This is a genomic window from Mucilaginibacter sp. (assembly GCF_039207105.1).
Classification (GTDB): Bacteria; Bacteroidota; Bacteroidia; order Sphingobacteriales; family Sphingobacteriaceae; genus Mucilaginibacter.
This window is the reverse complement of the sequence record NZ_JBCECK010000025.1, coordinates 1-24,638: the sequence shown is the minus strand read 5'-3', so window position 1 is coordinate 24,638 and position 24,638 is coordinate 1. Positions and strand designations below refer to the sequence as shown.

Annotated in this window: 26 protein-coding genes and 1 tRNA gene; 18 read left to right on the top strand and 9 right to left on the bottom strand. The window is 38.0% G+C overall.

Annotated elements, in window-relative coordinates; translation table 11 throughout:
• The first annotated feature begins 6 nt into the window (after positions 1–6).
• The 6 genes from AAGC65_RS07570 to AAGC65_RS07545 all read left to right on the top strand — a co-directional run bounded on the left by AAGC65_RS07570 (position 7) and on the right by AAGC65_RS07545 (position 4,981).
• Positions 7–792 (top strand): alpha/beta hydrolase, encoded by a 786-nt coding sequence (locus AAGC65_RS07570; RefSeq protein WP_343111824.1) that lies wholly within the window; start codon positions 7–9, stop codon positions 790–792.
• A 326-nt stretch (positions 793–1,118) separates the two neighbouring features.
• On the top strand, positions 1,119–2,123 hold the full coding sequence (locus AAGC65_RS07565) for a metallophosphoesterase (protein ID WP_343111823.1): 1,005 nt from the start codon (positions 1,119–1,121) through the stop codon (positions 2,121–2,123).
• A 98-nt stretch (positions 2,124–2,221) separates the two neighbouring features.
• Positions 2,222–2,758, top strand: coding sequence for a YceI family protein (locus AAGC65_RS07560; protein WP_343111822.1), 537 nt, complete (start codon positions 2,222–2,224; stop codon positions 2,756–2,758).
• A gap of 42 nt (positions 2,759–2,800) precedes the next feature.
• Positions 2,801–3,217, top strand: coding sequence for a c-type cytochrome (locus AAGC65_RS07555; protein ID WP_343111821.1), 417 nt, complete (start codon positions 2,801–2,803; stop codon positions 3,215–3,217).
• 31 nt (positions 3,218–3,248) lie between these two features.
• Positions 3,249–4,265, top strand: a complete 1,017-nt coding sequence (locus AAGC65_RS07550) for a histidine kinase (protein WP_343111820.1) — start codon at positions 3,249–3,251, stop codon at positions 4,263–4,265.
• Positions 4,262–4,981, top strand: coding sequence for a LytTR family DNA-binding domain-containing protein (locus AAGC65_RS07545; RefSeq protein WP_343111819.1), 720 nt, complete (start codon positions 4,262–4,264; stop codon positions 4,979–4,981). The genes AAGC65_RS07550 and AAGC65_RS07545 overlap by 4 nt, the downstream gene beginning before the upstream one ends.
• Before the next feature lie 25 nt (positions 4,982–5,006).
• Here AAGC65_RS07545 and AAGC65_RS07540 read toward each other — a convergent pair whose 3' ends face one another.
• A complete protein-coding gene (locus AAGC65_RS07540; protein ID WP_343111818.1) occupies positions 5,007–7,379 on the bottom strand; it encodes an ABC transporter permease in 2,373 nt (790 codons plus the stop codon).
• 347 nt (positions 7,380–7,726) lie between these two features.
• Here AAGC65_RS07540 and AAGC65_RS07535 point away from each other — a divergent pair, with 347 nt between their 5' ends.
• A complete protein-coding gene (locus tag AAGC65_RS07535; protein WP_343111817.1) occupies positions 7,727–9,676 on the top strand; it encodes a hypothetical protein in 1,950 nt (649 codons plus the stop codon).
• A 72-nt stretch (positions 9,677–9,748) separates the two neighbouring features.
• Here the strand turns inward: AAGC65_RS07535 and AAGC65_RS07530 are convergent, their stop codons facing one another.
• Positions 9,749–10,114, bottom strand: a complete 366-nt coding sequence (locus AAGC65_RS07530; RefSeq protein WP_343111816.1) for a helix-turn-helix domain-containing protein — start codon at positions 10,112–10,114, stop codon at positions 9,749–9,751.
• A 262-nt stretch (positions 10,115–10,376) separates the two neighbouring features.
• Here AAGC65_RS07530 and AAGC65_RS07525 point away from each other — a divergent pair, with 262 nt between their 5' ends.
• From AAGC65_RS07525 to AAGC65_RS07495, 7 genes are all read left to right on the top strand, one after another.
• Complete coding sequence (locus tag AAGC65_RS07525) at positions 10,377–11,519, top strand: alkene reductase (RefSeq protein WP_343111815.1); 1,143 nt, start codon at positions 10,377–10,379, stop codon at positions 11,517–11,519.
• 231 nt (positions 11,520–11,750) lie between these two features.
• A complete protein-coding gene (locus tag AAGC65_RS07520) occupies positions 11,751–12,569 on the top strand; it encodes an XAC2610-related protein (RefSeq protein ID WP_343111814.1) in 819 nt (272 codons plus the stop codon).
• A 142-nt stretch (positions 12,570–12,711) separates the two neighbouring features.
• A complete protein-coding gene (locus AAGC65_RS07515) occupies positions 12,712–13,611 on the top strand; it encodes a hypothetical protein (protein WP_343111813.1) in 900 nt (299 codons plus the stop codon).
• 101 nt (positions 13,612–13,712) lie between these two features.
• Positions 13,713–14,321, top strand: a complete 609-nt coding sequence (locus AAGC65_RS07510) for a TetR/AcrR family transcriptional regulator (protein ID WP_343111812.1) — start codon at positions 13,713–13,715, stop codon at positions 14,319–14,321.
• A gap of 84 nt (positions 14,322–14,405) precedes the next feature.
• Positions 14,406–14,615 carry a hypothetical protein gene (locus AAGC65_RS07505; protein WP_343111811.1) on the top strand — a complete coding sequence of 70 codons (210 nt, stop codon included), beginning with the start codon at positions 14,406–14,408 and terminating at the stop codon, positions 14,613–14,615.
• Positions 14,616–14,649: 34 nt separating this feature from the next.
• Positions 14,650–15,210, top strand: a complete 561-nt coding sequence (locus tag AAGC65_RS07500) for a quinol:electron acceptor oxidoreductase subunit ActD (protein WP_343111810.1) — start codon at positions 14,650–14,652, stop codon at positions 15,208–15,210.
• Positions 15,211–15,263: 53 nt separating this feature from the next.
• Positions 15,264–16,535, top strand: a complete 1,272-nt coding sequence (locus tag AAGC65_RS07495; RefSeq protein WP_343111809.1) for a quinol:cytochrome C oxidoreductase — start codon at positions 15,264–15,266, stop codon at positions 16,533–16,535.
• Between the two features lie 313 nt (positions 16,536–16,848).
• On the opposite strand, the gene AAGC65_RS07490 is transcribed toward AAGC65_RS07495, so the two are convergent.
• The 6 genes from AAGC65_RS07490 to AAGC65_RS07465 all read right to left on the bottom strand — a co-directional run bounded on the left by AAGC65_RS07490 (position 16,849) and on the right by AAGC65_RS07465 (position 20,549).
• Positions 16,849–16,938 (bottom strand) — tRNA-Ser (locus tag AAGC65_RS07490).
• 90 nt (positions 16,939–17,028) lie between these two features.
• A complete protein-coding gene (locus tag AAGC65_RS07485) occupies positions 17,029–18,030 on the bottom strand; it encodes a YihY/virulence factor BrkB family protein (protein ID WP_343111808.1) in 1,002 nt (333 codons plus the stop codon).
• Positions 18,031–18,041: 11 nt separating this feature from the next.
• Positions 18,042–18,449: a thioesterase family protein gene (locus AAGC65_RS07480; protein ID WP_343111807.1), complete on the bottom strand. Its 408-nt coding sequence runs from the start codon at positions 18,447–18,449 to the stop codon at positions 18,042–18,044.
• Positions 18,449–19,504, bottom strand: a complete 1,056-nt coding sequence (gene mltG, locus AAGC65_RS07475) for an endolytic transglycosylase MltG (protein ID WP_343111806.1) — start codon at positions 19,502–19,504, stop codon at positions 18,449–18,451. The genes AAGC65_RS07480 and mltG overlap by 1 nt, the downstream gene beginning before the upstream one ends.
• A 21-nt stretch (positions 19,505–19,525) precedes the next feature.
• Positions 19,526–19,828 carry a rhodanese-like domain-containing protein gene (locus AAGC65_RS07470; RefSeq protein ID WP_343111805.1) on the bottom strand — a complete coding sequence of 101 codons (303 nt, stop codon included), beginning with the start codon at positions 19,826–19,828 and terminating at the stop codon, positions 19,526–19,528.
• Positions 19,812–20,549, bottom strand: coding sequence for a PASTA domain-containing protein (locus tag AAGC65_RS07465; protein ID WP_343111804.1), 738 nt, complete (start codon positions 20,547–20,549; stop codon positions 19,812–19,814). Before AAGC65_RS07465 ends, AAGC65_RS07470 begins: the two co-directional genes overlap by 17 nt.
• A 300-nt stretch (positions 20,550–20,849) precedes the next feature.
• Between AAGC65_RS07465 and AAGC65_RS07460 the strand changes: the two genes are divergently transcribed.
• The 3 genes from AAGC65_RS07460 (at position 20,850) to AAGC65_RS07450 (ending at position 23,692) form a co-directional block, all read left to right on the top strand.
• Positions 20,850–21,833 (top strand): D-alanine--D-alanine ligase, encoded by a 984-nt coding sequence (locus tag AAGC65_RS07460; protein WP_343111803.1) that lies wholly within the window; start codon positions 20,850–20,852, stop codon positions 21,831–21,833.
• A 114-nt stretch (positions 21,834–21,947) separates the two neighbouring features.
• Positions 21,948–22,583 (top strand): ABC transporter ATP-binding protein, encoded by a 636-nt coding sequence (locus tag AAGC65_RS07455; protein WP_343111802.1) that lies wholly within the window; start codon positions 21,948–21,950, stop codon positions 22,581–22,583.
• Positions 22,583–23,692, top strand: coding sequence for a hypothetical protein (locus AAGC65_RS07450; RefSeq protein ID WP_343111801.1), 1,110 nt, complete (start codon positions 22,583–22,585; stop codon positions 23,690–23,692). Before AAGC65_RS07455 ends, AAGC65_RS07450 begins: the two co-directional genes overlap by 1 nt.
• Positions 23,693–23,714: 22 nt before the next feature.
• Here the strand turns inward: AAGC65_RS07450 and AAGC65_RS07445 are convergent, their stop codons facing one another.
• On the bottom strand, positions 23,715–24,122 hold the full coding sequence (locus AAGC65_RS07445) for an acyl-CoA thioesterase (protein WP_343111800.1): 408 nt from the start codon (positions 24,120–24,122) through the stop codon (positions 23,715–23,717).
• Positions 24,123–24,370: 248 nt separating this feature from the next.
• Here AAGC65_RS07445 and rpsO point away from each other — a divergent pair.
• Positions 24,371–24,638, top strand: a 268-nt coding sequence (gene rpsO / locus AAGC65_RS07440) for a 30S ribosomal protein S15 (protein WP_343111799.1), incomplete at its 3' end; no start/stop codon positions are given.

Here is a 24,638-nt window from a genome sequence, read left to right as displayed (position 1 = left end):
GGTTTGATGAACAAATTTGTTTTAATACATGGATCATGTCAGGGAAGTTGTGCTTGGTGGATGGTTAAGGAGAAACTGGAAAAGCAAAATAATGAAGTAATTAATATTGAATTACCCGGACATGGTAATACTGTAGGAAATGCAGCAGATTTGACCTTGGACTTTTATAGAGATTATGTAGCTGACATAATAACTAAAGCTCAAGATAATGTAATTCTTGTTGGTCATGGTTTTGGAGGAGTGGTTATATCGGCTGTTGCTGAATTAATTCCAGAAAAAATTAGCGTATTGGTTTATGTTGCTGCTTTGTTACCTGTTAGTGGTCAATCATTATTTGATCTTTGCATTGAGGATGAAGAATCCAAGTCAAATCCTAATATTATCGTGTCTGATGATAATTTAACTATAGGTTTTAGAAAAGAAGATATTCCGGCAATATTTCTTAATGATTGTTTAGATCATTATTCGTCATTTATGTCGAGTTATTGCCCTGAACCTTTTATTCCGTTGACTAATCCGGTGTTTCTTACAACTGAAAAGTTTGGAACAGTATCAAAGATATATATCTATGCGTTGCAGGATAATGTTGTTACTCTGCCTCTTCAAAAACAAATGGTTGCAGCAGCTGATATTGAAGAAACTTATTCTATAGATTGTGGGCATATGATTCAATTAGCTAATCCGGAAGAACTTACACGAATACTCATTAATGTAGCTTCAAAAGCGAAAGGGTCACAAATTGATATTCCAAAGAAGAAAAAATTCCTTGATTATTTTTTCAGGACTTCTTAGCATCATTTATCCCTACTGAGAAAAAACTCATAAATGGTTAATTAAATTGGTTAAGTGTGATTTAGAAATTTAGGATTGACAGATTTAAAATCCCACATAAAGAAAAAATATTTCCCGCTACTTATTAACCAAATCGTATCGATTATTATTCACAAGCATCAGTTTCCCTAATTAAAGAAAATTGATTGCTCAGGAATTATAGTGGATCGTATTGTAACTAAAACCAATGTTCATCAAGTATTTATCTTCTTTCATGTAAAAGAATATATAGGCCCTCGTACTTTCCTTTTCTTCGTGGTGTATTCCAATAATCAGTTAGAAAAAAAATGATAAATAAACACTTTCACCACGGACATGAGCATGCACACGATGCTAACAGTGACGGCATTGACCGCAGAGGTTTTTTAGAATGTATGGCCTGGGCTGGCACAGGCGTATTTTGGATGATGACCGGCGGTATTTTAAAATCATATGGTTTGAGCCATATGATTGACAGAAGTACCGGAGGCCTAAAATCAGGACTGGTAATACCAAAGTCTGATTTCAGCTTTGTGCAGATCAGCGATAGTCATATCGGTTTTAATAAAGCCGCCAATCCTGATGTGTTAGGCACACTACAGGCTACAATAGATAAGATCAATAATATGCCGTCGGCGCCATCATTTGTGCTGCACACCGGGGATCTCTCACACCTGGCCCAGGCAGAAGAATTTGACGCACTTGAGCAATCCTTAAAAAGCGTAAAGACCGAGAAGATATTTTATGTTCCCGGTGAGCATGATGTAACCGACAATGGAAAGCTTTACCTGGAACGTTTTGGTAAGGGAACAAAAGGCGATGGGTGGTATAGTTTTGACTCAAACGGCGTGCATTTTATTGGCTTAGTAAATGTAACCAACCACGTTGACGGCGGCTTAGGCTATTTAGGCCCAGATCAAATCAAATGGCTTGAAAACGATTTAAAACCCCTTACATCAAGTACACCCATTGTTGTGTTTGCACACATACCCATGTGGGCCATTTACCCACAGTGGGGATGGGGTACTGAAGATAGTGCCCAGGCTTTAATGTTGCTGAAACGTTTTGGGTCGGTGTCGGTATTGAATGGGCATATTCACCAAACTATTCAAAAGGTAGAGGGGAATATCACGTTCCATACTGCAAATTCAACTGCTTTTCCACAACCGGCACCTGGAGCGGCACCCTCTCCCGGCCCAATGAAAGTTCCGGCAGAAAAGCTTCGTTCCATGCTTGGCCTCACAAGTGTAAATTATCAGGAGCATGACCATACGCTCGCTGTGACCGATATACCATTAATAAAATCCGAATAATAAAGGGGTAAAGATGCTCTTGGACCTGGTAAGTTCAAAGCCTTAGTAAAAGGGGAGGGAGTCGCTTTAACCGGCGGCTCCTATTTTAATTAACAAATATGAAAACAATAACATTATTGGCACTTTTTGTGCTAACAAGCGCGGCAGCTATAGCGCAATATAAGCCCGTTGATAAAAAATCGACGGTAGATTTTACAATAAGTAATTTTGGTTTTGATGTAAAAGGATCATTTACCGGTATACAAGGTCTTATCAATTTTGATTCGCAAACACCTGGGAATAGCAGCATGGACATAACTATCGATGCCAATACCGTGAATACCGCCAATGATCTGAGGGATAAACATTTGAAAGACGAAGGGTATTTTGATGTTAAAAACTATCCTAACATTCACTTTCTGTCCTCAAAAATTACGGATGGGCATAAAACAGGTAGTTACCTGGTTACCGGAAAGCTTACCATAAAAGGTAAATCAAAAGATATTTCAATTCCTTTTACTGCTGAACAGCAAAATGAGGAATTTATTTTTAAAGGTTCGTTCAAAATAAACCGGAAGGATTTTGGAATTGGTGGCACAAGTACAATTTCAAATGAACTTGAAATATCGCTTAACGTTTATGCGGTTAAGGCCTGACTATTGGCAATATATGTTTTTACATCATTAATATTAATCGTTTTGAAGATCAATAAGAAGTTAGGCGTTATTGTATGTATTTTAACTACAGTAACTCTTGGTGTTGCGGCTACATCCTCAAAGCCTGCTGTTACGCATTACACTAATTTAAAAGTATTGCCGAAGGATATCTCGTCAAAAAAACTACAGGAAATCATGGTAGATGACTTTCAGGATGGATTGGGGGTTACCTGTAGTTTTTGCCATGCCAACGCTAAAGATGGCCACGGTCTTGATTTTGCCAGCGATGCCAAGCCCGAAAAAGAAATTTCACGTGCCATGATGCGTATGACTATTGGGATCAATAAAAAGTACTTTAAATTAAAACACCCGCTGATAGGAAGTGAAGCCCTTACAGTCACCTGCACAACCTGTCATAAAGGTGAAGCTTTTCCGGATGGTGCTGCGGGGCAGAAATAATTGTATTTTTATATAAAAAACTCAAATCAATTTGAAAAAGAGTTCAATCATATATCATTTGCTGTTTTGGCTGTTTGCTTATATATTCTGGGTGTTTGTATTCAGAAACAATACGCTGGTGCTTACGCATGCCATTACTATCCAGTTTTGTTATTTACTATTTATAGCTGCTAACTACTACTTTAACACGCTATACAATATTCCATATCTGCTCAATAAAAAGAAATATGTAAAATTTGGCGTGCTGTTTGTTATGGCGGTAGCTATAACAGCTTTGGTAAGGGTGCCGGTATCTATGTTAGTAACCCTTTACGTTTTTAAAGTTGCGGGTGCCCATTTCAATTATTTAGGAATTTTTTATGATTCATTCGTCAACATCCTGTTTTGGGTAGCCTTGATCCTGGCAGGTAAAATGATTGGTGAAAAAATCCGCTCAGAAATTTATATTGAAAAAATTGAAAAAGAAAAGGCGGCCAATGAGCTTAATTTTTTACGAGCGCAGTTTAATCCCCATTTCCTGTTTAATTCCATCAATTCCATTTATGGGCACATAGACAAGTCAAATAAGCCGGCCCGGGAAATGCTACTTAGTTTTTCTGAATTGCTACGTTATCAGCTCTACGAATGTAATGTAGAACAAATTGAACTGGATAGGGAACTTAATTATATCAAGAACTATATCGATCTTCAAAAAAGCCGTATAGATGAACGTATTCGGGTATCATTTTGTGACGCCCATATCGGTGGTAATTTAAAAATTGCCCCATTGCTGCTTATTACATTCATAGAAAATGCCTTCAAATATGTAGGCTTTAATGAAAGTCAAGATAACTACATTGATATCAGCTTAACCTATCAAAATGAGCATCTTATTTTTAAAATAATAAATACCAAAGATGCTTGTATTAGTCATGGAGAAAAATCGTCTGGATTGGGTATTGCGAACGCTAAAAGGCTATTGGCACTTTTGTATCCTGATAAACATCAATTACAGATTAATGATCAGAAAGAAATTTATGAGGTTACTTTAATATTAGCTGACGTATGAAATTAAAATGCCTGATTATTGACGATGAGCCTATAGCTCGCAAATTATTGCAGGAATATATAGAGGAAACCGATTTTTTAGAATTGGTGGGAGTTGCCGAAAACCCATTGAAAGCAGCAGGGCTAATCAATAGCATAGCTGTAGATCTGATTTTTTTGGATATTAACATGCCAAAAATGAGCGGACTTGAATTTTTAAGATCGGCACCTACTTTACCTATGGTGATCATGACCACCGCATACGGACAATATGCGCTTGACGGCTTTGAGCTGGCGGTGGTTGATTATCTTGTAAAGCCCTTTTCATTAGATCGATTTCTGAAAGCGTGCATGAAGGCTTTTGAACTTAAATCATTAAAGGAAGGTAAATCAAGCAATACAAAATCAGATACCCATCATTTTTTTGTTAAATGTGAAGGGCGGATTGAAAAAGTGATTTATGATGAATTGATTTATATAGAGGCGATGGCTAATTATGTAATCCTTCATACCATTAATGATAAAATGGTGGTTTACCTGACTATTAAAGGAATACTGGAAAAACTTCCGGCTAATCAATTTATGCAGGTACATAAAAGCTTCATAGTAAATACCAATAAAATAAATACCATTGAAGGAAATATGCTGCACCTGGGTAATACAAAGATCACAATGGGTTTAAGCTATGCTGATAGTGTAACTGATCGCGTTTTGAAGAACAGGTTTATTAAAAGATAGCGATCAAACTAATAAATTGTCTGGATTATTCAGTTCTCAAACTTTTTATTGGATTGACAACGGCAGCTTTTACTGATTCATAGCTAACGGTTAGCCATGCAATAACGATTACTGACACAGATGTAAAGAAAAATATGAACCAACTAACGTGAATATGATAGGCAAATTCTTGAAGCCATTTATTTACTAAAAACCAGGAAATAGGTATTGCTATACTTATAGCAATAAACATCAGTCTTGTAATACTGGCTGATAAAAGGTAAACCATATTAAATACCGAAGCCCCTAAAACCTTGCGCACACCGATCTCTTTGGTTCGCTGTTCTGCTGTAAAGGCAGATAAGCCGTACAAACCAAGGCAGGAAATGAAAATTCCAATAATAGCAAATAGTTTAAAAATGTTGCCCATTTGTTGTTCGCAGTGATAAATATCAGCAAGGTCCTGATCTACGAAACCAAAGCTGAACGGAAAAGCCGGGTTAAGTTCTTTACTTATTTTCTCTAAAGCATCAATAGTTTTACTGGTATTCCCTGGTGTAGTACGGATAACTACCGTGCCATTATAAGTAATCAACCTTAAAATCAACGGTTCTATAGTCGCTTGAACTGGTTTGAAATTAAAATCTTTTACCACTCCAATGATCTTTCCTTTCTTGTTACCTACAGTTAGTGGCATGCCTATCGCTGAAGTTACTTTTAAGCCCATAAGTTGAATCATTTTCTCATTGACTATGTAATCACTTGAATCTGTTATAACTCCCTCTTTAAAATCTCGCCCTGCCAGCAATTTAATCCCAAATACGTGGGTGAAATTCTCACTTATATTCGTTCCCGAAAACACGCTTTGTAAATTAGAAGCTTTGCCGTCCCATGTGGCGTCCAAACCGTTAGTCATGTTTACCGGCAATTTAGAAGTCATGGTAAAATCACTGGTGAGCGGGCTTTGCTTTAGCGCGGCCCTTAATTCCCACGGTTTGTTATACATATCCCCAACCATGTCCATGTACAACAGATTAGCCTTCTCAAAACCAGGGTTACGCTCCTTAATGAATTTCAGCTGTTGGTAAATAACCACCGTACCTATGAGCAATATGATAGAAATAGAAAATTGGATTACCACTAAAGTGCTCCGGAATACTAAATTACCGCCCGTTGATTTTACATTTCCTTTGAGTATCTTGACAAGATTAAAACCAGATAGAAAGAACGCAGGATAACTACCCGATATTAATCCCGTTAATATGGCGATGGTTAAAAGACTGATCCAAAGTTTCCCATCTGCTAAATTAATAATAAGTTGCTTACCGGATAACTGGTTGAATACCGGAAGGAATAAATAGACTATCCAAAACGCAAAAAACAAGGCCAGAAACGAAATTAATACCGACTCGCTTAAAAATTGAAAGATCAACTGCCCTCGCTGTGCACCGGATACTTTGCGTAAACCAATTTCCTTCGCCCTTCGTGCAGAACGCGCGGTAGCCAGATTCATGAAGTTGATACAGGCTACTACAAGTATCAAAATAGCAACAATAAAGAAGATTTTTACATATTGTGGATTACCGTGTCCGGGGAGATCTCTCCCTAATTCAGGGGCCAAGTGAATTTCGGTTAAGGGCTGTAAGTGGAATACAGCTTTTGCTTTGGGCAGGTGTTGGTGATATATCTGGGTAATTTGATTCTCCAGCTTTAGTATATTAGCTGGTGTCGGATCAAAGTTTTTATCTAACTGAACATAGGTATATACAGGGCTGGCCTCCCAAAGGGTTAAATTTCGCTTGAAATATTGATCTGAACGTGCTAAAGAGGATAGTGGTAATATGAAATCAAATTTTATTTGTGTATTATCCGGGATAGGTGCAAAGACACCGGTTACTACCATATTTTCGGTATTATCTGTTCTAAATACCCTGCCAATAGGGTTTTCATTGCCGAAGTATTTTGTTGCCATTGCCTGGGTTATTAAAATGCCATTGGGCTGCTTTAATGCTGTGGTCGGGTCTCCTTTGGCAAGCGGAAATGTAAACATTTCCAGGAAGCTCGGGTCTGCATAATGCACACGACCTTCTAAGATCTTTTTTTCGCCTGTCTGCAGTAGGACAGGATTGGAAAACCTATCTGTGCGGACAGCGTTTTTAACAGTTGGTATTTCCTCTTTTAAAACAGCAGCCATTGTCGCGGTACTTTGCGCAGTTTTTGAATCCTGCTCTTCTGATGTTATGCGATAAAGGCTCGATGCATTTTTATGGAACTTATCATAACTTAATTCATTTTGCACCCAAAGCAAAATCAGAATGCTTGATGCGAGGCCTATCGTTAAACCAGATATATTAAGAACGGAATAGGCTTTGTCCTTAATCAAATTCCTGTAAGCAAGTTTTACGTAAGTCTTAAACATAATGATGATGTTGTGTTTAAATTTAGGATAGCTTTTAAAGCTGATTTTTACTGTTACTTTTTAATATCATAATATACTGATTGTGTTCTGTTTGATAATAATATTGAAAATAAGAATAATAAATATGCCATAGATTCAATTTATTCTGTTACTGATAGTTGTATTTGTATAATATAATTAAACTGTTCGTTTTCGAACGTTTTGGTGTACGATATAGTGCTATTGGGGAATTACTTGAAACTAAACACTAAAACCTTTCAGCTGATTTTTGAAGGTGGGATTAAAAATTTATATTCGTTTCCGGATAAACCTGAAATAAGTTTTAATACCCCAATTTCAATATTTATATGAGAAGATTTTTAGTCGCTTTGTTTTTGTTAAACAGTTTTGTAATCCATGCTCAAATTAAGCCTTCTGGCATCTTAGTGAATGTTAAAAATGCTAATGCCAAAACTGCAAAAGGTGTTTCATTAGTAAGTGCCCAAAATAGTAGTAATCCCGTTCAACTGACTTTTCAAACACATACCTGTGTTGGTATAAATCGCGAAGACAATAAATGGCATGTTCTGCCCTTAAACGGAGCTTCCGGCAAAATCAGCGTGAATACAAATTTGTGGATATTGCCTCAGGATGCCCTTTCAAAAGATAACGCCTATCTGATCAAATTATCAGACCGCGACTCTGTTACGGCTACTATAGAAAATGACAGGATAACCGTAAATGTATATTCACCCAAATTTGAACTGCATACAGCGGAGGCCCGCCCTCATAGTGATTGTTTCAATAACCGTTATGCCATCAACATAGCAGGTGGCGATGCCCTGGCAAACACTTTAGCAGGTTTTTACTGGGGAACCATGTTGCAATCGGTAATCGAAAAAACAAAAGCTAAAAATTATCCTTATTCAAGCGGATACGTTATTAGTACATTAAACCCCAAGGCTTATGCAGGTTCGTATCCAGATGTTGATCATGAATTTCAAATAAAAGGAAGGCTTGCTTTTGGATCCGACCTTGACATTGATGTTGTGAAACGGATGATGGAGCTTCAGTTTAAATTGATGCAGGATGATCCTGAAGGATTGTTTCGTGATCCTTGTTCTGTTCAGCCCTCCGGCGAACGTGAATATCACATTCGCAGGAATAGTCAAAATAATAAGTCAAATGCCAATATGTTCCTGTTGACAGGCAATATGGAAATATTGGAAGAAGCTTTCCATTATTTTGAAGCTACCAAGGATTCTTCCTGGCTCAATAAAAACATCGATAATCTTGAAAAAGCCGCTGCGCTTACCATCGCCAATACCGACCAATATGGGCGTGTATGGTCTGATGTATATTATGAAGACCAGGTAATGAAGGATGGGAGGGAAACCATGTCGGGAGCATTGGCTGCCTATACCTTTCAATTATTAGCCCAAATGGAAAATATATTGAACAGGGGAGATCAGTCAGCTTATTATACCGAAATTTCAAAAAAGATTGCTACGCAATTGGTTCAGCCATTGCCTAAAGGATTTTGGGATGAGAAAGAGCAAAGGTTTGTTGATTGGGTAGACAGGAACGGTGTTAAGCATAACCATATACATTTGCTGGCAAACATTCTGCCTGTAATGTTTGGATATACCACAGAAACTCAAACCCAGGCGGTAGCAAAATTGGTGAATGCAAACCTTAACGAATTTCAAAGGTTCCCAAGTTTTATATCGGCAGATGTTGCCGCTTATAATAAATATGAAATTGGTGATGGCGGGCCTTATGATCTTTGCGCCGCCGGACGTTATTGGTGGTGGGATGCTTCATACTGGAAATGGAACAATAACAACGATATGCTTTATAAACAACTTAAAACTGTTGCAGCTGAAGCCGTTAAGGATTCTTATTACATGGGCGAAAGATATGACATGAATCATGTATATTATGTTGATAATAAGGATTGGCATGGTGCCGACATGTATTATGAGTATCCATGTGTTTATACATCGGTGCTTATTAATGATTTTTTAGGTATACAGCATGCTTTGGATGCCGATCTCCGCATTAAGCCAAGCCTTAATGAGTACGGAACAATTGAATTTACAAATCCACTATACAATATACGTTACACAATTACATCAAAAGGGTTCAAGTTAAAGAACTTAGCCAACAAGCCCCGGCGTTTTGCTGTCGATCTATCATCTGTTTTTAAAGACAAGCAGTTTCAACTCGTTACTAAATCAAAAAAGGAAGTTATTGCTTCAAACGCAATAGTCGAATTATCAGCAAACGGGGAAGCAAATTGGACTATAAATAATTAGCAGAATGTTTTAAAAAAGCAAAGAAGCCCCGTAGGTTCAACCTACGGGGCTTCATATTAATATTGAAGTTTATTAACTTTTAGCAGTGTTTTTATCATCAATATAAGCCTTTCCCCAATTATTCAGCGCGTCAAAAACGGTTTGCAGTGATTTGCCTAAATCAGTGAGTTCGTATTCAACTCTCGGCGGCACTTCCGGGTAAACTACCCTGGTAATTATACCATCCTGCTCCATTTCACGCAACTGCGCTGTTAGCGTTTTTTCAGAAATATCTTCCAATAAATTATTGATCAGGCAATAGCGTATCGGTTGTCCTTTGCTTATTACATCATATATCCTAAGCTTCCACTTACCGCTAATGGAAGCCAACGCCAGTTCCACCGCGCATTTGTCTGGATTATTTGCCCATTCCGATCTCAATGTCCTGTTATAAGCCATTTTTACAGTCGTTTTCTAATTGAAGCCTTATACTATTTTGTTCATTGCAAAGGTAAGTCAAAGTAGCCACGTTTTATTGTGTTCACAAATGTTAAAGTTTTGTAATATGTAAAATAATCAACATTTTCTTGATTCGGTAAAATGTTGATTATCAACAATACGAACCTGAATTTCAGTGACTGGTATTTGTGTAAGTTGTTGTTTTTTAATTAATTACGTATTTTATTTGTATGGACGAAAAGCGTTTTACGCAAATATTAACATGGAAAATATCACATTATTTGATCCCTGCGAATTGGGATCAAAACAGCTTAACAATCGTGTAGTTATGGCTCCTATGACCAGAACACGCACATCACCTGGTGATGTACCCAATGCTATGATGGCCCAATATTATGGACAACGTGCCAGCGCCGGCTTGATCATTACTGAGGCTATTGACGTAGCGCCGCACAGTAAAGGGTACCTCTGGACACCTGGTATTTATAACAGTGAGCAAGTGTCAGGATGGCAACTGGTTACTGAAGAGATACATCGCCACGGGGGGAAGGTATTCGCCCAGATATGGCATGTTGGGCGTATGGCACACACATCATTAATGCCAGATGGCGAAGTGCCGTGGGGTGTTACAGATGAGCAGGCGGTTGGATCGGATGTATTTGCCCATAACAGCGAAGGTAAGTTAACGTTTGTACGTGCAAGTAAACCCAGACAAATCAGTACGGAAGAGATTTCTGATCTGGTTAATGTTTTTAGAACCGCTTTTAAGAATGCACGTAAAGCGGGATTTGATGGGGTTGAACTTCATGCTGCAAATGGCTATCTGTTTGAGCAGTTTATGAATACTGTGCTTAATACCCGTGATGATCAATACGGTGGACAATCACTGGAAAACCGTACCCGCTTTTTGCTGGAAGTAGTTGATGTCGCGATAGAAGAGTTAGGGGCCGGAAGTATCGGATTAAGACTTTCTCCATTTGGGCACTACAACAGCATGCCTGATGATCCACACGGAGAAGAAACTTTTTTCTACCTATGTCATGAACTTCAAAAGCGGGGTGTTGGCTATATCCATTTACTTTATGAACTATTACCAAGCGGTAACATGGAGCAAGTTACTGAATTTAAAGAGCTGCATTTGCCAGATGATTTTGTGAAAAAATCACGGGAAGTTTTTAAAGGTGCTATCATTTGGTGTGGCAGCTTTACTAAAGAGAAAGCCCAAGCAGCTTTAGAAACTGGTTGGGTAGACATGATTGCCTTTGGCCGGCCATTTGTTGGTAATCCCGATCTGGTTGCCCGAATGAAAAATAACTGGCCACTTACCGTGGCCGACCGATCTACATATTATACCAGGAATGGAGAGATCGGTTATATAGACTTTCCAAATTATCAAATCTCTTAAACAGAGCCCCAAAATAAAATAATAGCAATATAGAATAGTTGGTTATAAATAAAACCAGCATTATTTATTCAATATCGATTTATGAAGCCCGTTGTTACAATACTAACAACGGGTTTCATCGTTTTTTGCAGCTTTAGGTATCTTGCTAAGTAAAGATTTAACAGATACTGATCATGAAGTGCAACAAATGAGCGAGATTTGTGTTGAACTGTGCTTAACCTTATGCTTTCAATGAAAATAGCCACACTTGCCCTTTCCTTAACTTTTATAACCGCCATTGCCAAGTCGCAGCCATTCAAATTAAAATCCATAGGTGGGAACAAGCCATTTGCGCTTGCTATATATGCTGGTACAGAAGGTAAAGGAGCGTTCACACAGTACGAAGGTCAAAATGGAATTATTCAATTAAAAATAAGCAAATACACCCAAAACACGCGGCGTACTATCTATATATGGAATGAAATTATAGGAGGAAAAGTAACAGGCAACTATGGCCTTACTGAAGAAAAAGGATCAATTACTCAAGCTTGGTATTTACGGAATAAGGATGGTAAGCGTTTCCCGCTTGAGTCAACAAGTGATGATCAGGATACGCTTAGCGGTGATGACAGATATCTATTATATGGAGCGCTAATTTCTTTCAGTCATTCTAATAATGATCAGCTGAGTATCAAATATGCCGACGGGCAGGAAAAAATTATACAATTACCGGGCTTTGATAACCCCAACTATCAGCGAGAGAGCATTATTGCCGATTATAATTTTGATGGCTATGATGATATTGCATTTTCTATCCCTGATGCGGGCATGGGAGTTTATCATACATTTAGCATTCTGCTTTATAATTCCGGGACAAAGCGGTTCGAAGAATTAAAAGATCCGGATTATGCTCATTCCAATTGCTCAGACCTTTGTGACGTTACTATAGATGCTAAGCATAAATTACTTTTAACATCCTGCCGAGGAGGCGCGGCATGGTGGCAGGATGTATACCGCTTTAAAGGTTGGAATAAATTGGTTTGGTTAAGATCAAGCAAACTAACAAATTAAAAAGCTTCCTCCGAGTCTTTTACCTGTAATCTATTGGTAATGAAAATTATTCAACACTGTTTATATAGATTTAATAGTAAATTCTACACCACAAAATTATTTACGTAGATTTAGCGCTTTCTATTCAAATCTTGCCTATAACATGAATAAGGGACTAAGACTCCTTTTTTTTGGTAATTATTTTGTTGGTTTTTTAGCAATCGCCTTTAATCTGGAGGCCAGTGCTCAGTTACGCATGCCGCATAATTCATTACTATATTATGCCTTATTGTTCATGCTCCCCATAATTTATTACACTTATGCTTACCAACATCAATCTATTGATCAGTCAAAAGCTGATCCGAGAAGTCGTTGGTATGCTAAAAACCGGAAATTCGTACAGTACAGCCAAGCTGTTATGCTCTGTTTATCGGTAGCTATTTCTGTAGTACTATTTGTAGCCTATGATGACCATATTCTGCATCTTCCGCTGATTTACTGGATATTTTTCGCTATTATTTTAATCACTGCTACTTTGTATTATGGGTTGTTACCTGGTGGTTTAAGTTTAAGAAATGTAGGTTGGCTTAAAGCCTTTGTAATTGGGTTTGTGTGGGCGTGTTGTGCCAATCTTGCTCCTATGGTAATGACGCATATAGAAACCGGTAACGCTTATCCAGATTCAATTCTTTGGCTGTTTCTATTCATTAAAAACTGGATGTTTTGTACCGTGAACGCTATAATATTTGACATCAAGGATTATCCAACAGATGCCAATAAACAACTAAAAACCTTTGTCGTTCGGTTTGGACTTAGGCAAACTATATTTTTTATTTTAATACCGCTCTTGAGTGTGGGGTTGTTATCACTCATATGTTTTACACTCTATAGAGGATTGTTGCCGATCCAGATACTAATCAATTGTGTTCCGTTTTTGTTTATGTTGTATGTAGTTTACACCATGCGTAAAAGGCACAGTCTTGTTTATTATCTTATCCTGATTGATGGCGCATTACTTGTAAAAGCTATTTGCGGAATTGTGGCCATGACCTTCGCGGCGTAATTATCTCTGATGAATACCAAAAATTCTACAGACTTATAAGCATTAACCAATTGGTTAAAATATTTGGTTAGATTAAAAAAACATCTTACTTTTGCTTTATAATGTCGAAAAAAGTTATACCAGCGGATTCTACAACAGAGGAAAAGATTAAAGAAGCGGGGAGGAAGGTATTTATTCGTAAAGGATATGCTGGAACAACTACACGTGAAATTGCAGATGAAGCTGGACTTACACATGCTTTAGTCAATTACTATTTCCGTAGTAAGGATAAGTTATTTGATATTGTAACGCAGGAGCAGGTTGCCGCCTTTTTTGGGAAAATTTATCCGATTGTTAATAATGAGGATACGAATCTTGACGAAAAAGTGAAAGGACTGATCAATTACTATACAGAAATACTAATTGAAGAACCGGGAATGGTATTCTTTATTTCAAGTGAAATGCAAAACCGCCCGGAAAGGATCGCCAAAAATATGGAAGATAATCAAGGCTTGGCCAAGGCTGTGATTGCACGGCAGTTGCATGAGGCGAGACCAGATATTCATCCTATGCAATTAATGATGTGCATTTTAGGAATGATCATTTTTCCATATATATCAAGAGGCGTTTTTCAGAGATCAATGGGTATTTCAGAAAATGATATTATCAAAATGTTAAAGGAACGGGCCGAATTTTTACCCGCTTTAATAAAAGCAATGTTATCTAATTAATTTTTTTTGGCTTAATTTTATCCAATTGGTTAAACCTATTGGATAGTTATAATATACTGTTAATCAATATTAAAAATTACAACTATGTGGGTATTACAATTTCTTTTTATCGCAACCATCTTGAGTATTATTAATTGCTTCCAATTTGCGGCGGGCATACTTGCAAAACAAACAGGGCATAGCTTTTGGCGCTGGTATTGGATCTCGCAGTTTTTGCCGATCATTTCCATGATCATTCTAATTGCTTTATGGAAGAAGGATGAACAGCCTAAAATTACCGAAACCCACCATTAATTGGGCTCCTGAAGCTTAGATTAAATATTTTCAAATGGCAGTGAATTATAAAACACAAGAAGAAAAAGTTGAACAGCGATTAACCGGTGTACTATCTAAGAAAGCCGGTGGGTTTGTATTATGTAGTTTTAGCCATGCCGAAGACCTTTTATTTGGAATTGATGCACTCAAATCGTTCAATATCCCGATTTATGAGGTGCATTCGCCAACTTACATAGATGCACTAAAAACCAGGCTAGAGCTCAAAAAGCTTAATACCGGGCAGATCGCTTTGAAATATGGGTGTTTTGGGGGAGCTTCTATCACTTCAATCATATTTTATGCAGCAGGTCATAATTGGGGTGCCCCTGCAACAGTAAGAGATTATTTAGGAATGGGACTGCAGGTGTTCTTTTTAGTTTTTGCAATTGTCTTTGCTTCCTGGCTTACTATGAACAAGCCACCGGAAATTGTAAAACTTCCATCGAATGATACTCGGTTTTTAATAGTCATTAAAACAAGAAATATTATCGCAGATGAAGGTGTCGCCAGTTTCTTGCAGTACAGCGGCTCTGTAGAGATCACTCAAGCTGTAAAGAAGATGCTGTTAAGCTAAAGATCATTTATTAAATCATAAAAGTCAATTCTATAAACAATAAACTACTATTCATGATAACGTCAAGTTCATTCGACAAAAGATTTGAGTTCAAAGGCAAGGCTAAAATATGGAGCATTGTTTTGATAGGTGTCGGTATATTGGGGGTATCGTACGGTTTCCTGACGGGTAACGAGGAGCGTACATTTTCCAATCTGTTACTAAATGCCTATTATTTTGTATGTATTTGCCTATGTGGTATTTGCATTACGGCTATTTCATATGTTGCTAAGGCAGGGTGGTCGGCGTCTATATTGCGTATACCACAAGCACTGGCAAAAAGTTTACCAGTAGCAGGGGTAGTATTATTTATAGTGATCTGTTCTGGAATCTATTTCACGCACGCCGGGCAAAACGAGGAAGGCAAGCAAACGGTAGTTTCGTATCTCTACAAAGGCTGGACACTCAAAGGGGTTACAATTCCAGGAAATCCAAATTATAACAGTGTCATTGCAAAAAAATCAGGTTATCTGAATATTCCGTTTTTCTTGATCCGGATCTTCCTTTGCCTAACGGTATACAGTTTGATAGGTAGACGACTGAGAAAACAATCTATAAATGAAGACCTAATAGGAGGCACAACCAACTACAAAAAAAGCTTTTCTACTTCTGCCGCCTTTTTGGCCATATTCATGTTTACTGTTCCACTCTTTGTGTTTGATGTTATTATGTCTTTAGAGCCGGAATGGTTCTCTACCTTGTTTGCATGGTACAATGTTTTAGGGCTATTAGTAAGTGGATTTATAGTTGTTTCATTGATTGCCATCTATCTTAAAGAGGCTGGTTATATGGAATGGTTCACTGTGGAGCATCTGCATACTTTAGGCGTAATTGTTTTCGGTTTTTCCATATTCTGGTGTTACTTATGGTTTGAGCAATTTTTGCTTCAGTATTATGCCAATCTTCCTGAGGAGGCGATATACTTTCACAGAAGGTGGCAGCCTGAATTTAAGTTTTGGTTTTGGATAAACATGGTTATCAACTTCTGCGCACCGCTCTTTGTATTCATGTCCAGAGATTCAAAACGTAAATGGAAACTCATGAAAGTAACCTGTTTTGTTCTTGTGTTTGGTCACTGGCTTGATAAATGGCAAATGATCATACCCGGTTCGCTGGGCAGGCAAGGCCATTGGTATGATCAAATTGGTATTGTTGAGATTAGCACATTCGCTGGTTTTGCCGGAATATTCATTTATTCTGTTTGTACCGCTTTGAGCAGCTTTACATCACTGGCGCCTAAAAACCATCCGTTTTTGCAGGAAAGCCTGCATCATCATGTAGCCTGACCGATGATTCTTATTTAACTATATATCAATTCAGAAATATTACAAATTGATAATATGTAACCAAATCTCTAAGTCATGCCTTATATGACTTTTAAAAATTGATTTAACAGGTAAAGAGAAGTCCCGATGTACAAAACGCAACGGGACTCTGTTATTTACACATCTTCCGAATACAAAGAGAAATGCCGATTTTCCTATTGCTTGTGAAGTGTACTTCTGAAAGCTGGCGATTTAAAATACTTCATATATTTTTGAAGCAGCTGAAGGAAAAAGAAAAAGCCTTGCAAATTGAATTTACAAGGCTTTAATTTCTTGGCGGAGAGCTAGGGATTCGAACCCCAGGAACCTTTCACAGTTCAACAGTTTTCAAGACTGCCGCAATCGACCACTCTGCCAGCTCTCCGGCGACAAAAGTACAAATCCGAACTGAATTACCAAATTTGAATTTGCTTTTTTTTGATTTAATTAATGTTAAGAAATAAGCATTTGACTATCAGTGGCTTAATTTTTGAGGAGGAGGTGTTTTTTTGCTTTTGAAGGTGTTATATCGGGGTTTTACAATCCTGATATTACGTTTTGAAAGCTCAATACTGGCGTTTAATTCAAAACCAATGAGTAAAATTAATGAGTTTAGGTACATCCAGATCATTACTACGATCAGGGTTCCGATAGAGCCGTAAACTTTATTGTATGATGAGAAATTGTTAATATAATATGAAAATCCTAAAGAGGTGAGTACCGCCAGCGCAGTAGCTAAAATAGATCCCGGGTTAATAAACTTCCACTTTTTTTTATGTGCCGGGCCATAACGGTATAAAACAGATACGGTAACAAAAAATATAATAACGATAACCAGCCAGCTAACCACCCAGCGTAAAAAAAGTATAGAGTAAAACCAAAATGTGTTTTTAGTGGCCAGATGAAGTTTTATAAAGCTGATAACAGATTGCCCGGCTACGAGGATACCAATAGCTATGATGAGAGCAAAACTGATGGTGACCGTAAGTGATAGAGCGACCCCACGCTTTTTTAACCAGCTGCGTCTGTCGGTAATTAAGGATGACTTATTAAAGGCCTTCATAAGATTGCTTACCCCATTGGTTGCAAAATAAAGGGTTGTTAAAAAGCCGAAGGACAATAATTTCCCATTTTGGTTCTTGATGATATCAATAATGGTGTCTTTAAAAGCTAAATAAGCGTTTGTAGGCATTATATTAGCCAGTACGCGCAATAACTCCTTTTGAAAGTTATCAATGGGTATATAAGGTATCAGCGTGCACAAAAATATAGTTGCCGGAAATACAGCCAGCATAAAGTTATACGCCAGTGATGATGCCCGGTTAACTAATGAACTGTTGGTGATTTCTTTTATAAAAAAGTCGATAACTGTATATAGCGGCAACGGACGGAAACCGGGTAGTATAATATACCTTGTCCAGTCAATGATGTATCTGTAAAACCTGAACCGGAGCAAAAAATGATGTAACCATTTCATCTATACCAAATTTACTCAAAAAATGGCACCAATTTGTCTATGAAATCCTGGGGTGGACGGCACGGACGGTTCGTAGTCATATTGATAAAGGCCAAAAGGGTTTCTCCCTGGTTAATGAGTTCTCCTTTTTCATTACTCAGTTCATAACGAAAATGGATACGTATCCCCGGAATTTTGTCAATGATTACCCTAACGCTTATTTCCTCATCATATAACGCGGGCTTTAAGTATTTGCATTTAAGCTCTAATACAGGCAACATAATACCCGAGTCCTCCATCCCTTTATAAGTTAGTCCCATGCTCCTGAGCATTTCAACGCGGCCAACTTCATAAAATTGGGCGTAATTACCATAATACATGTAACCCATCTGATCAGTTTCGCCATAGCGAACACGTATCTTAGTTGTATGCTCAAACATTATCGCTTGATATTTCTGTCATTAAGTGCCTGCTGAAATTTATGCGCGTTCACTAAATGGTCGGCAACATTGGTAGCAAATGCGTGGTAGCCAGAAAAATCGGCTTTGGCGCACATGTATATGTAATCGTTTTTTTGATAATTAAGTACCGCTTTAACCGCGTTAACCGATGGCATCATGATCGGCCCTGGAGGTAAACCTTTATGCAAATAAGTATTATAAGGCGAATTGTATGAGAGATAACGGTTTAATACACGCTTAATAGTAAAATCATTCAACGCAAAGATTACGGTAGGGTCTGCATCCAGAGTCATACCTTTTTTAAGCCTGTTCAGGTATAAACCGGCCACTATAGGCATTTCCTCATCATGTAATGCCTCGGCATCAACAATAGAAGCTAAAATAGATACCTGGGGCAGCGAAAGATTAAGCGCCGCGGCTTGTTGCTTACGCTCCGGTGTCCAGAATTTTTCATAATTGGCATATATCCGTTTGAAAAATTTATCGGCCGATGTATTCCAGTAAAGCTGGTAGGAGTTAGGCATAAACATGGTATACACATTGTCGGTAGTAAAACCGTATTGTGCTACGTAGCTTGCAGAATCAAGCAGGCGAATGATCGAAACAGAATCCGGCTCAATCTTTTTTGATACAAAGCCTGCAAATTGTTCCTTTTGTCTTAATCCATGAAATTCAAGCTGGACAGGCTCTTGTGTACCCGAGGCCAGCATATTAATGAATTTTCGGTTGCCCATACCCGGGTGCAAACGGTATCTTCCAGGTTTTACTCTTTTAACGTAATTCATATTAACCGCTGCCCAGTTAAATGAAGTGGTATCTTTAACCATATCCTGTTGTTGAATGGTTTTCAGCACCTCATCATAGGTTGCGCCGGTATGTATATATAGGTATTCCTGTTTGTCGGTAACGTTGGGGCCAAAGTATTTAAAATAATAGTTTACTGCTGTGAATCCAAGCAGTACAATAATAACGAGCACCAGGGCTATGATGAATTTTTTTAACATACCCTTTGATGGCGCTTTTTGCTCTGTCATGATAAATGAAATGTTTGGTAATTATTTTATTTTTTGAATGGCAATTAAACCGCCTGTTAAATTTTTAACATTTTGATAACCATTTTGCTGTAATATAGTTTGAGCTGTTTTACTCCTCAAGCCAACCTTGCAGATAACGATGATCTCGTCGGTTTTGTTGTAATCCAGATCATCTATGTCCTGTATCAGTTTGGATAACGGAATATTATTGCCGCCTATATTATAGGTATGAAACTCCATAGGTTCGCGTACATCTATGATGTTCAATAACTCTCCGTTATTTATCCTTTCAAGCAATTCCGTTGCATTAATTTGCTGGAGCATCTGGTGTTTTTGTACCTTGTGTTACGGTAAGGTTTATCCGGGTACCTATACTGGTTTTACTCAATGAATCTGTTCGCATAGGGTACTGTGATACCACAACTACATTGGTAGAATCTGTAATAGAACCCTGGTAAGTGATACTGCCTATAGTTAAACCCGAACCTTTAATTGCAAATCGTGCGGCATCAAGGTCAAGATTAACAAGCTCTGGTATCTCCACCTCACTTGCACCTTCGCCGTCGCCTAAAACCAGATCAATGCGTGATCCCTTAGGTATTTTGGTGCCCGCCTTGATCACTTTACCCGCAAAATGAACTTCCAGAATACGATCACGGGCAATGTCAGATTTGTAGGTTGTATCACCAACTTTTAACCCATAATTTGATAGGGTTGCGATGGCTTCGCGATAGCTGCTTTGTTCCAGATCTGGAAGCGAAATATTGGGAGCCAGCAGCGTAACCATAGTAAGGTATATAACCCGGCCTTCCTTTACGTTGGTGCCGGCATCGGGATCTTGTTCAACAATGGTTCCGGGGGTTATATCCTGTACATAAACAGAGTCTATTTTGTAATCGAAACCCTGCTGTTTTAAAAGGTTTGTTGCCTGATCTACAGATTGTCCCTTCAATTTTGGTACCGGTATGCCGGTGCCATGATTGGTGTAATATCCAAGACTGTAAAAGGCTATTAAAACTACGGCTATTACCGTGATAATAGCCATTATAATGTTATTACGAAATGATTTTGTTTTTAAGTAAGCCCCAAATTTGCTCATTGGTATATATAAGGATAATAGCAGTCAAAATAAGTATCAAACATAAGGATTATTTTGGATTTGGACAGGAGGAAGTCTGAATGTTGGAAAAGTTGTTGGGGCAATAATGCTGATAAGCCGTTGGGTGATGATAGTAAAGAATCAGTATTTATAAAATTTATCTTGCCCATTACTTAAATATTCAATTTAAAGATTTTACTTTCGGGCTTTACTCATTTTTCCGACTTTCGGAACAGAAACAAGTATATGACAACTAAAAATGTAGCCCTTTTGGCCGGCGGCTTTACCGGTGAATATGAGGTGTCTGTAAACAGCGCCCAAAATATCGCAGCCAGTTTATCTAAGGAAAAATATAAAGTTTATACCATATTTATTAACCGCGACAGGTGGTTTTACGAGTCAGATAGCGGCTTAACAGACGTGGATAAGAACGATTTTAGCATCATGGTGCAAGGCGAAAAAATAAAATTTGATTTCGCTTTCATTACCATTCATGGTACTCCGGGAGAAGACGGTAAACTACAAGGCTATTTTGATATGCTGGGTATACCTTATAATACCTGCGATGCCACCACATCGGGTATTACTATGAATAAAGCTTACACCAAAACTATAGTAAATGGTATACACGGGCTGCATACCGCGCATTCTATGCGTTTGTTTGAAAAGGATATGCATGATGTGGCCATTATAGCAGCCACCCTGAAATTTCCGCTTTTTATAAAACCCAATAATGGCGGCAGCAGTGTAGGTATGAGCAAGGTTTATAATGTAGCAACATTGCCTGAAGCATTAAAGAAAGCGTTTCATGAAGATGAACAGATCCTGGTTGAAGAATTTATTAAAGGCAGGGAATTTAGTATTGGTATTGCCCGTTTGCATGGTAAAATAACCGTTTTGCCGGCAACGGAAATCATTACCTCAAAAGATTTTTTTGATTACGAGGCTAAATATACTTCGGGAGTAACTAAAGAAGTAACCCCGGCCGATCTTACTGCCGAGCAGAATGAGCGCATTGCCCGCATTGTTACCGAGGTTTACAGCCGCCTTAATTGTAAAGGCATGGTGCGTGTTGATTTTATTTTACTGGAGGGTACAAATGATTTTTATTTTATTGAAATTAATACCACACCAGGGCAATCGGCCAATAGTCTGATACCGCAACAGGTGCGGGCTGCAGGAATGGATCTGGGTGAATTTTATGGTAACCTGATAGAAGGAGCTATTTGATTTCGGATTTGAGATGTTCGATCTCGGATTTATAGATTTTTTAATTTATTGGAGAGGCGCTATTTGCGTCTCTTTTGTTTGTAACATAGCACACGTTTTATTATCAAATTATCCATGCTGCAGTTTATAAACTTTAAAAAACTTTATGGTGGTTTCCCGGCATTAACTGTTGACGATCTATCTATTAATCCGGGCATATATTGGATAAAAGGAGTTAACGGGTCTGGAAAAAGTACTTTACTTAAATCAATAGCCGGTATATTATCGTTTGAGGGCGATATTTTGCTGGATGGTAACATCAGCATTAAAAAGTATCCTGTAGCCTATCGCAAACTGGTAAATTTTGCCGAAGCTGAGCCTTTGTTTCCTGAGTTTTTAACCGGTAAGGAGATGATAGCTTTGTTTGCTCAAGCCAAAGATGCACCAGCAGGGCAGGAGCAGCATTATATTGATACCATGCAGATGCAGGGTTATATGAACAGGCCAGTTGGAACTTATTCAAGCGGCATGCTTAAAAAGCTATCATTGGTGCTGGCATTTATGGGGAAACCCCAATTAATTTTGCTTGATGAACCTCTGATCACCATTGATGTGGCATCATTAAAGATACTGAATGGCTGGATAGCTGAACGGTATAACCAGGAGGGGACAAGTTTCCTGCTATCATCGCACCAGGCATTGGAGCATGCGGAATTACCCATAGCCCATGAACTGCTGGTTGAAGAGCAAACCTTGAAATTTATTGCCTGATGCAGCAGCCACTCACCAAAGTATTGATCAAAGTATTTGCCGCTGGTTTTTACCAGGTACATGCCGGTATTTTATTTTTTGTATTTTTTGTAATGGTAGGCTGTGTACCCGGTAATATGCAGGTAACGTATCACCAATCATTGATGCTGGGAATGACCAGTAGTGTAGTGATGCTGGGTCTTGTTTTATGTGTTTGGCTGCTATATATTTTTAAAAGCTGGCATTACGTTACGGGGCAGTTTTTTACGCCTGATAAACAGTTTTTATTTTATAGTAGTAATTCGTTAAGCAGGACAAAGCAATTAACATCTTGGTGTTACGCCCAGGCGGTTATTATGGCGCCCATAATAATTTATGCCTTACTGGCTGTGGCGGTAGGGGTAAGCCATCATTATTATGTATTGCCTGTTGCTATTCTGATATTTTTAGTAGGTATTATATGGTGCAGTTCATTATTATATGTACGAGTACTGAACCGTTTAGTTGATGGCAGTAATCAATCCATATTATTAAGGTTAAGTGGTAATTGGCGTAAACCTTATTTCAGTCTATACATTTATCATATTTTTGATAGTAAAAAAGTGCCTTATTTTATTACCAAGGGATTATCCTGGTTGATTATTACTGGTGTGTTTTATTTATTCGCTGATGTTAAAACTGATTTGCGGGTAGCGGGCATAGCTATACTGGCTGTGATTACTGCCCATATTGTTTTGATATTTGAAGAGCGCCGCTTTGAAGAAACTTTTCTCAGTTTTTCGAGAAATTTGCCTTACAGCAGATTCAGGTTATTTTTAAATTTTGTGGGCGTTTATTTTTTATTGCTGTTGCCCGAGAGTATCTGGCTTTTCAGCAGGTTTAACCCATTGATGGCTTTGCAATTATTATTGGCCGGACTAAGTATTGCTATGCTGTTTCACAGCTTGCTCTATTGGTTTGGTTTAAATATGGACAGATATCTACAGTGGATACTCGGACTTTTTATTGTGCTGTTTTGGATTATTATGTTTCACCTGTTATGGTTGCTGATACCGCTGAATTTCATGATAGCCTTCCTGTTTTTTTATTATAACTATTACAGGTATGAGGGTTTAGTGAGTAAAAAGTGATGTGGTAAACTCATGTTACTTACTATATGGAGTATTGTTCAATAACATCAGCGGGCACTTTGGCGCCACGGCCGGTGGCTATGTCTATCATTACATAATCAAAATAACCATCACAGCAAACTTTACCGGTTGCTTTATTGCTTAGACTGAACTTTACCCGACAGCCTTTTTCGTTAACACTTTCGATGCCTGTTTTTACAATAAAGTAATCGCCCATTGCTAAGGCACGCTTATAATCAACATGTGCTACACGTACCACCCAGCCAAAACCGCGTTCCATGAATTTCTCCATAGCCATGCCGTAGCAGCGTTCCATCTGATCGTACCGGGCGGCTAATACGTAATCAAAATATTTACTATTGTGCACGTGCTGAAACATGTCAATATCATCAGGGCGTACACGAAATTCGGTTTCAAAAGTGCTATACATAGAAAGTGAAAATTCAAAAGTAAAAATTCAAAATTCAAAAATCCTGCTATTTGAAAAATATAAAGTTCATATAGTATAGTTGCTAATTTAGTGTTGTTTTAAATTGGAAAGTTTTTGAATTTTTCGCTTATTATTGTTAGTTAAGGTGCTCAAGAATACTTTGTAGTTTTTACTTTTGAATTTTGACTTAATTCCCTATCTTTGCACCTCAATTAATTAATCATTCACGCTTTAATATTATTCAAGTAATGTATTTAGGTAAAGAAGCAAAGGCAGAGATCTTTGCAAAACACGGTAAATCAGCTACAGACACAGGTTCTGCAGAAGGACAAGTAGCTTTATTTACAACCCGTATCGCACACTTAACTGGTCACCTGAAAAAAAACAAACATGATTTTTCAACCCAGTTATCACTGCAAAAATTAGTAGGTAAACGCCGTGCGTTATTGGCTTACTTATACAAAAAAGACATTGAAAGATACCGTGCTATCATCAAAGCTTTACAGCTAAGGGATA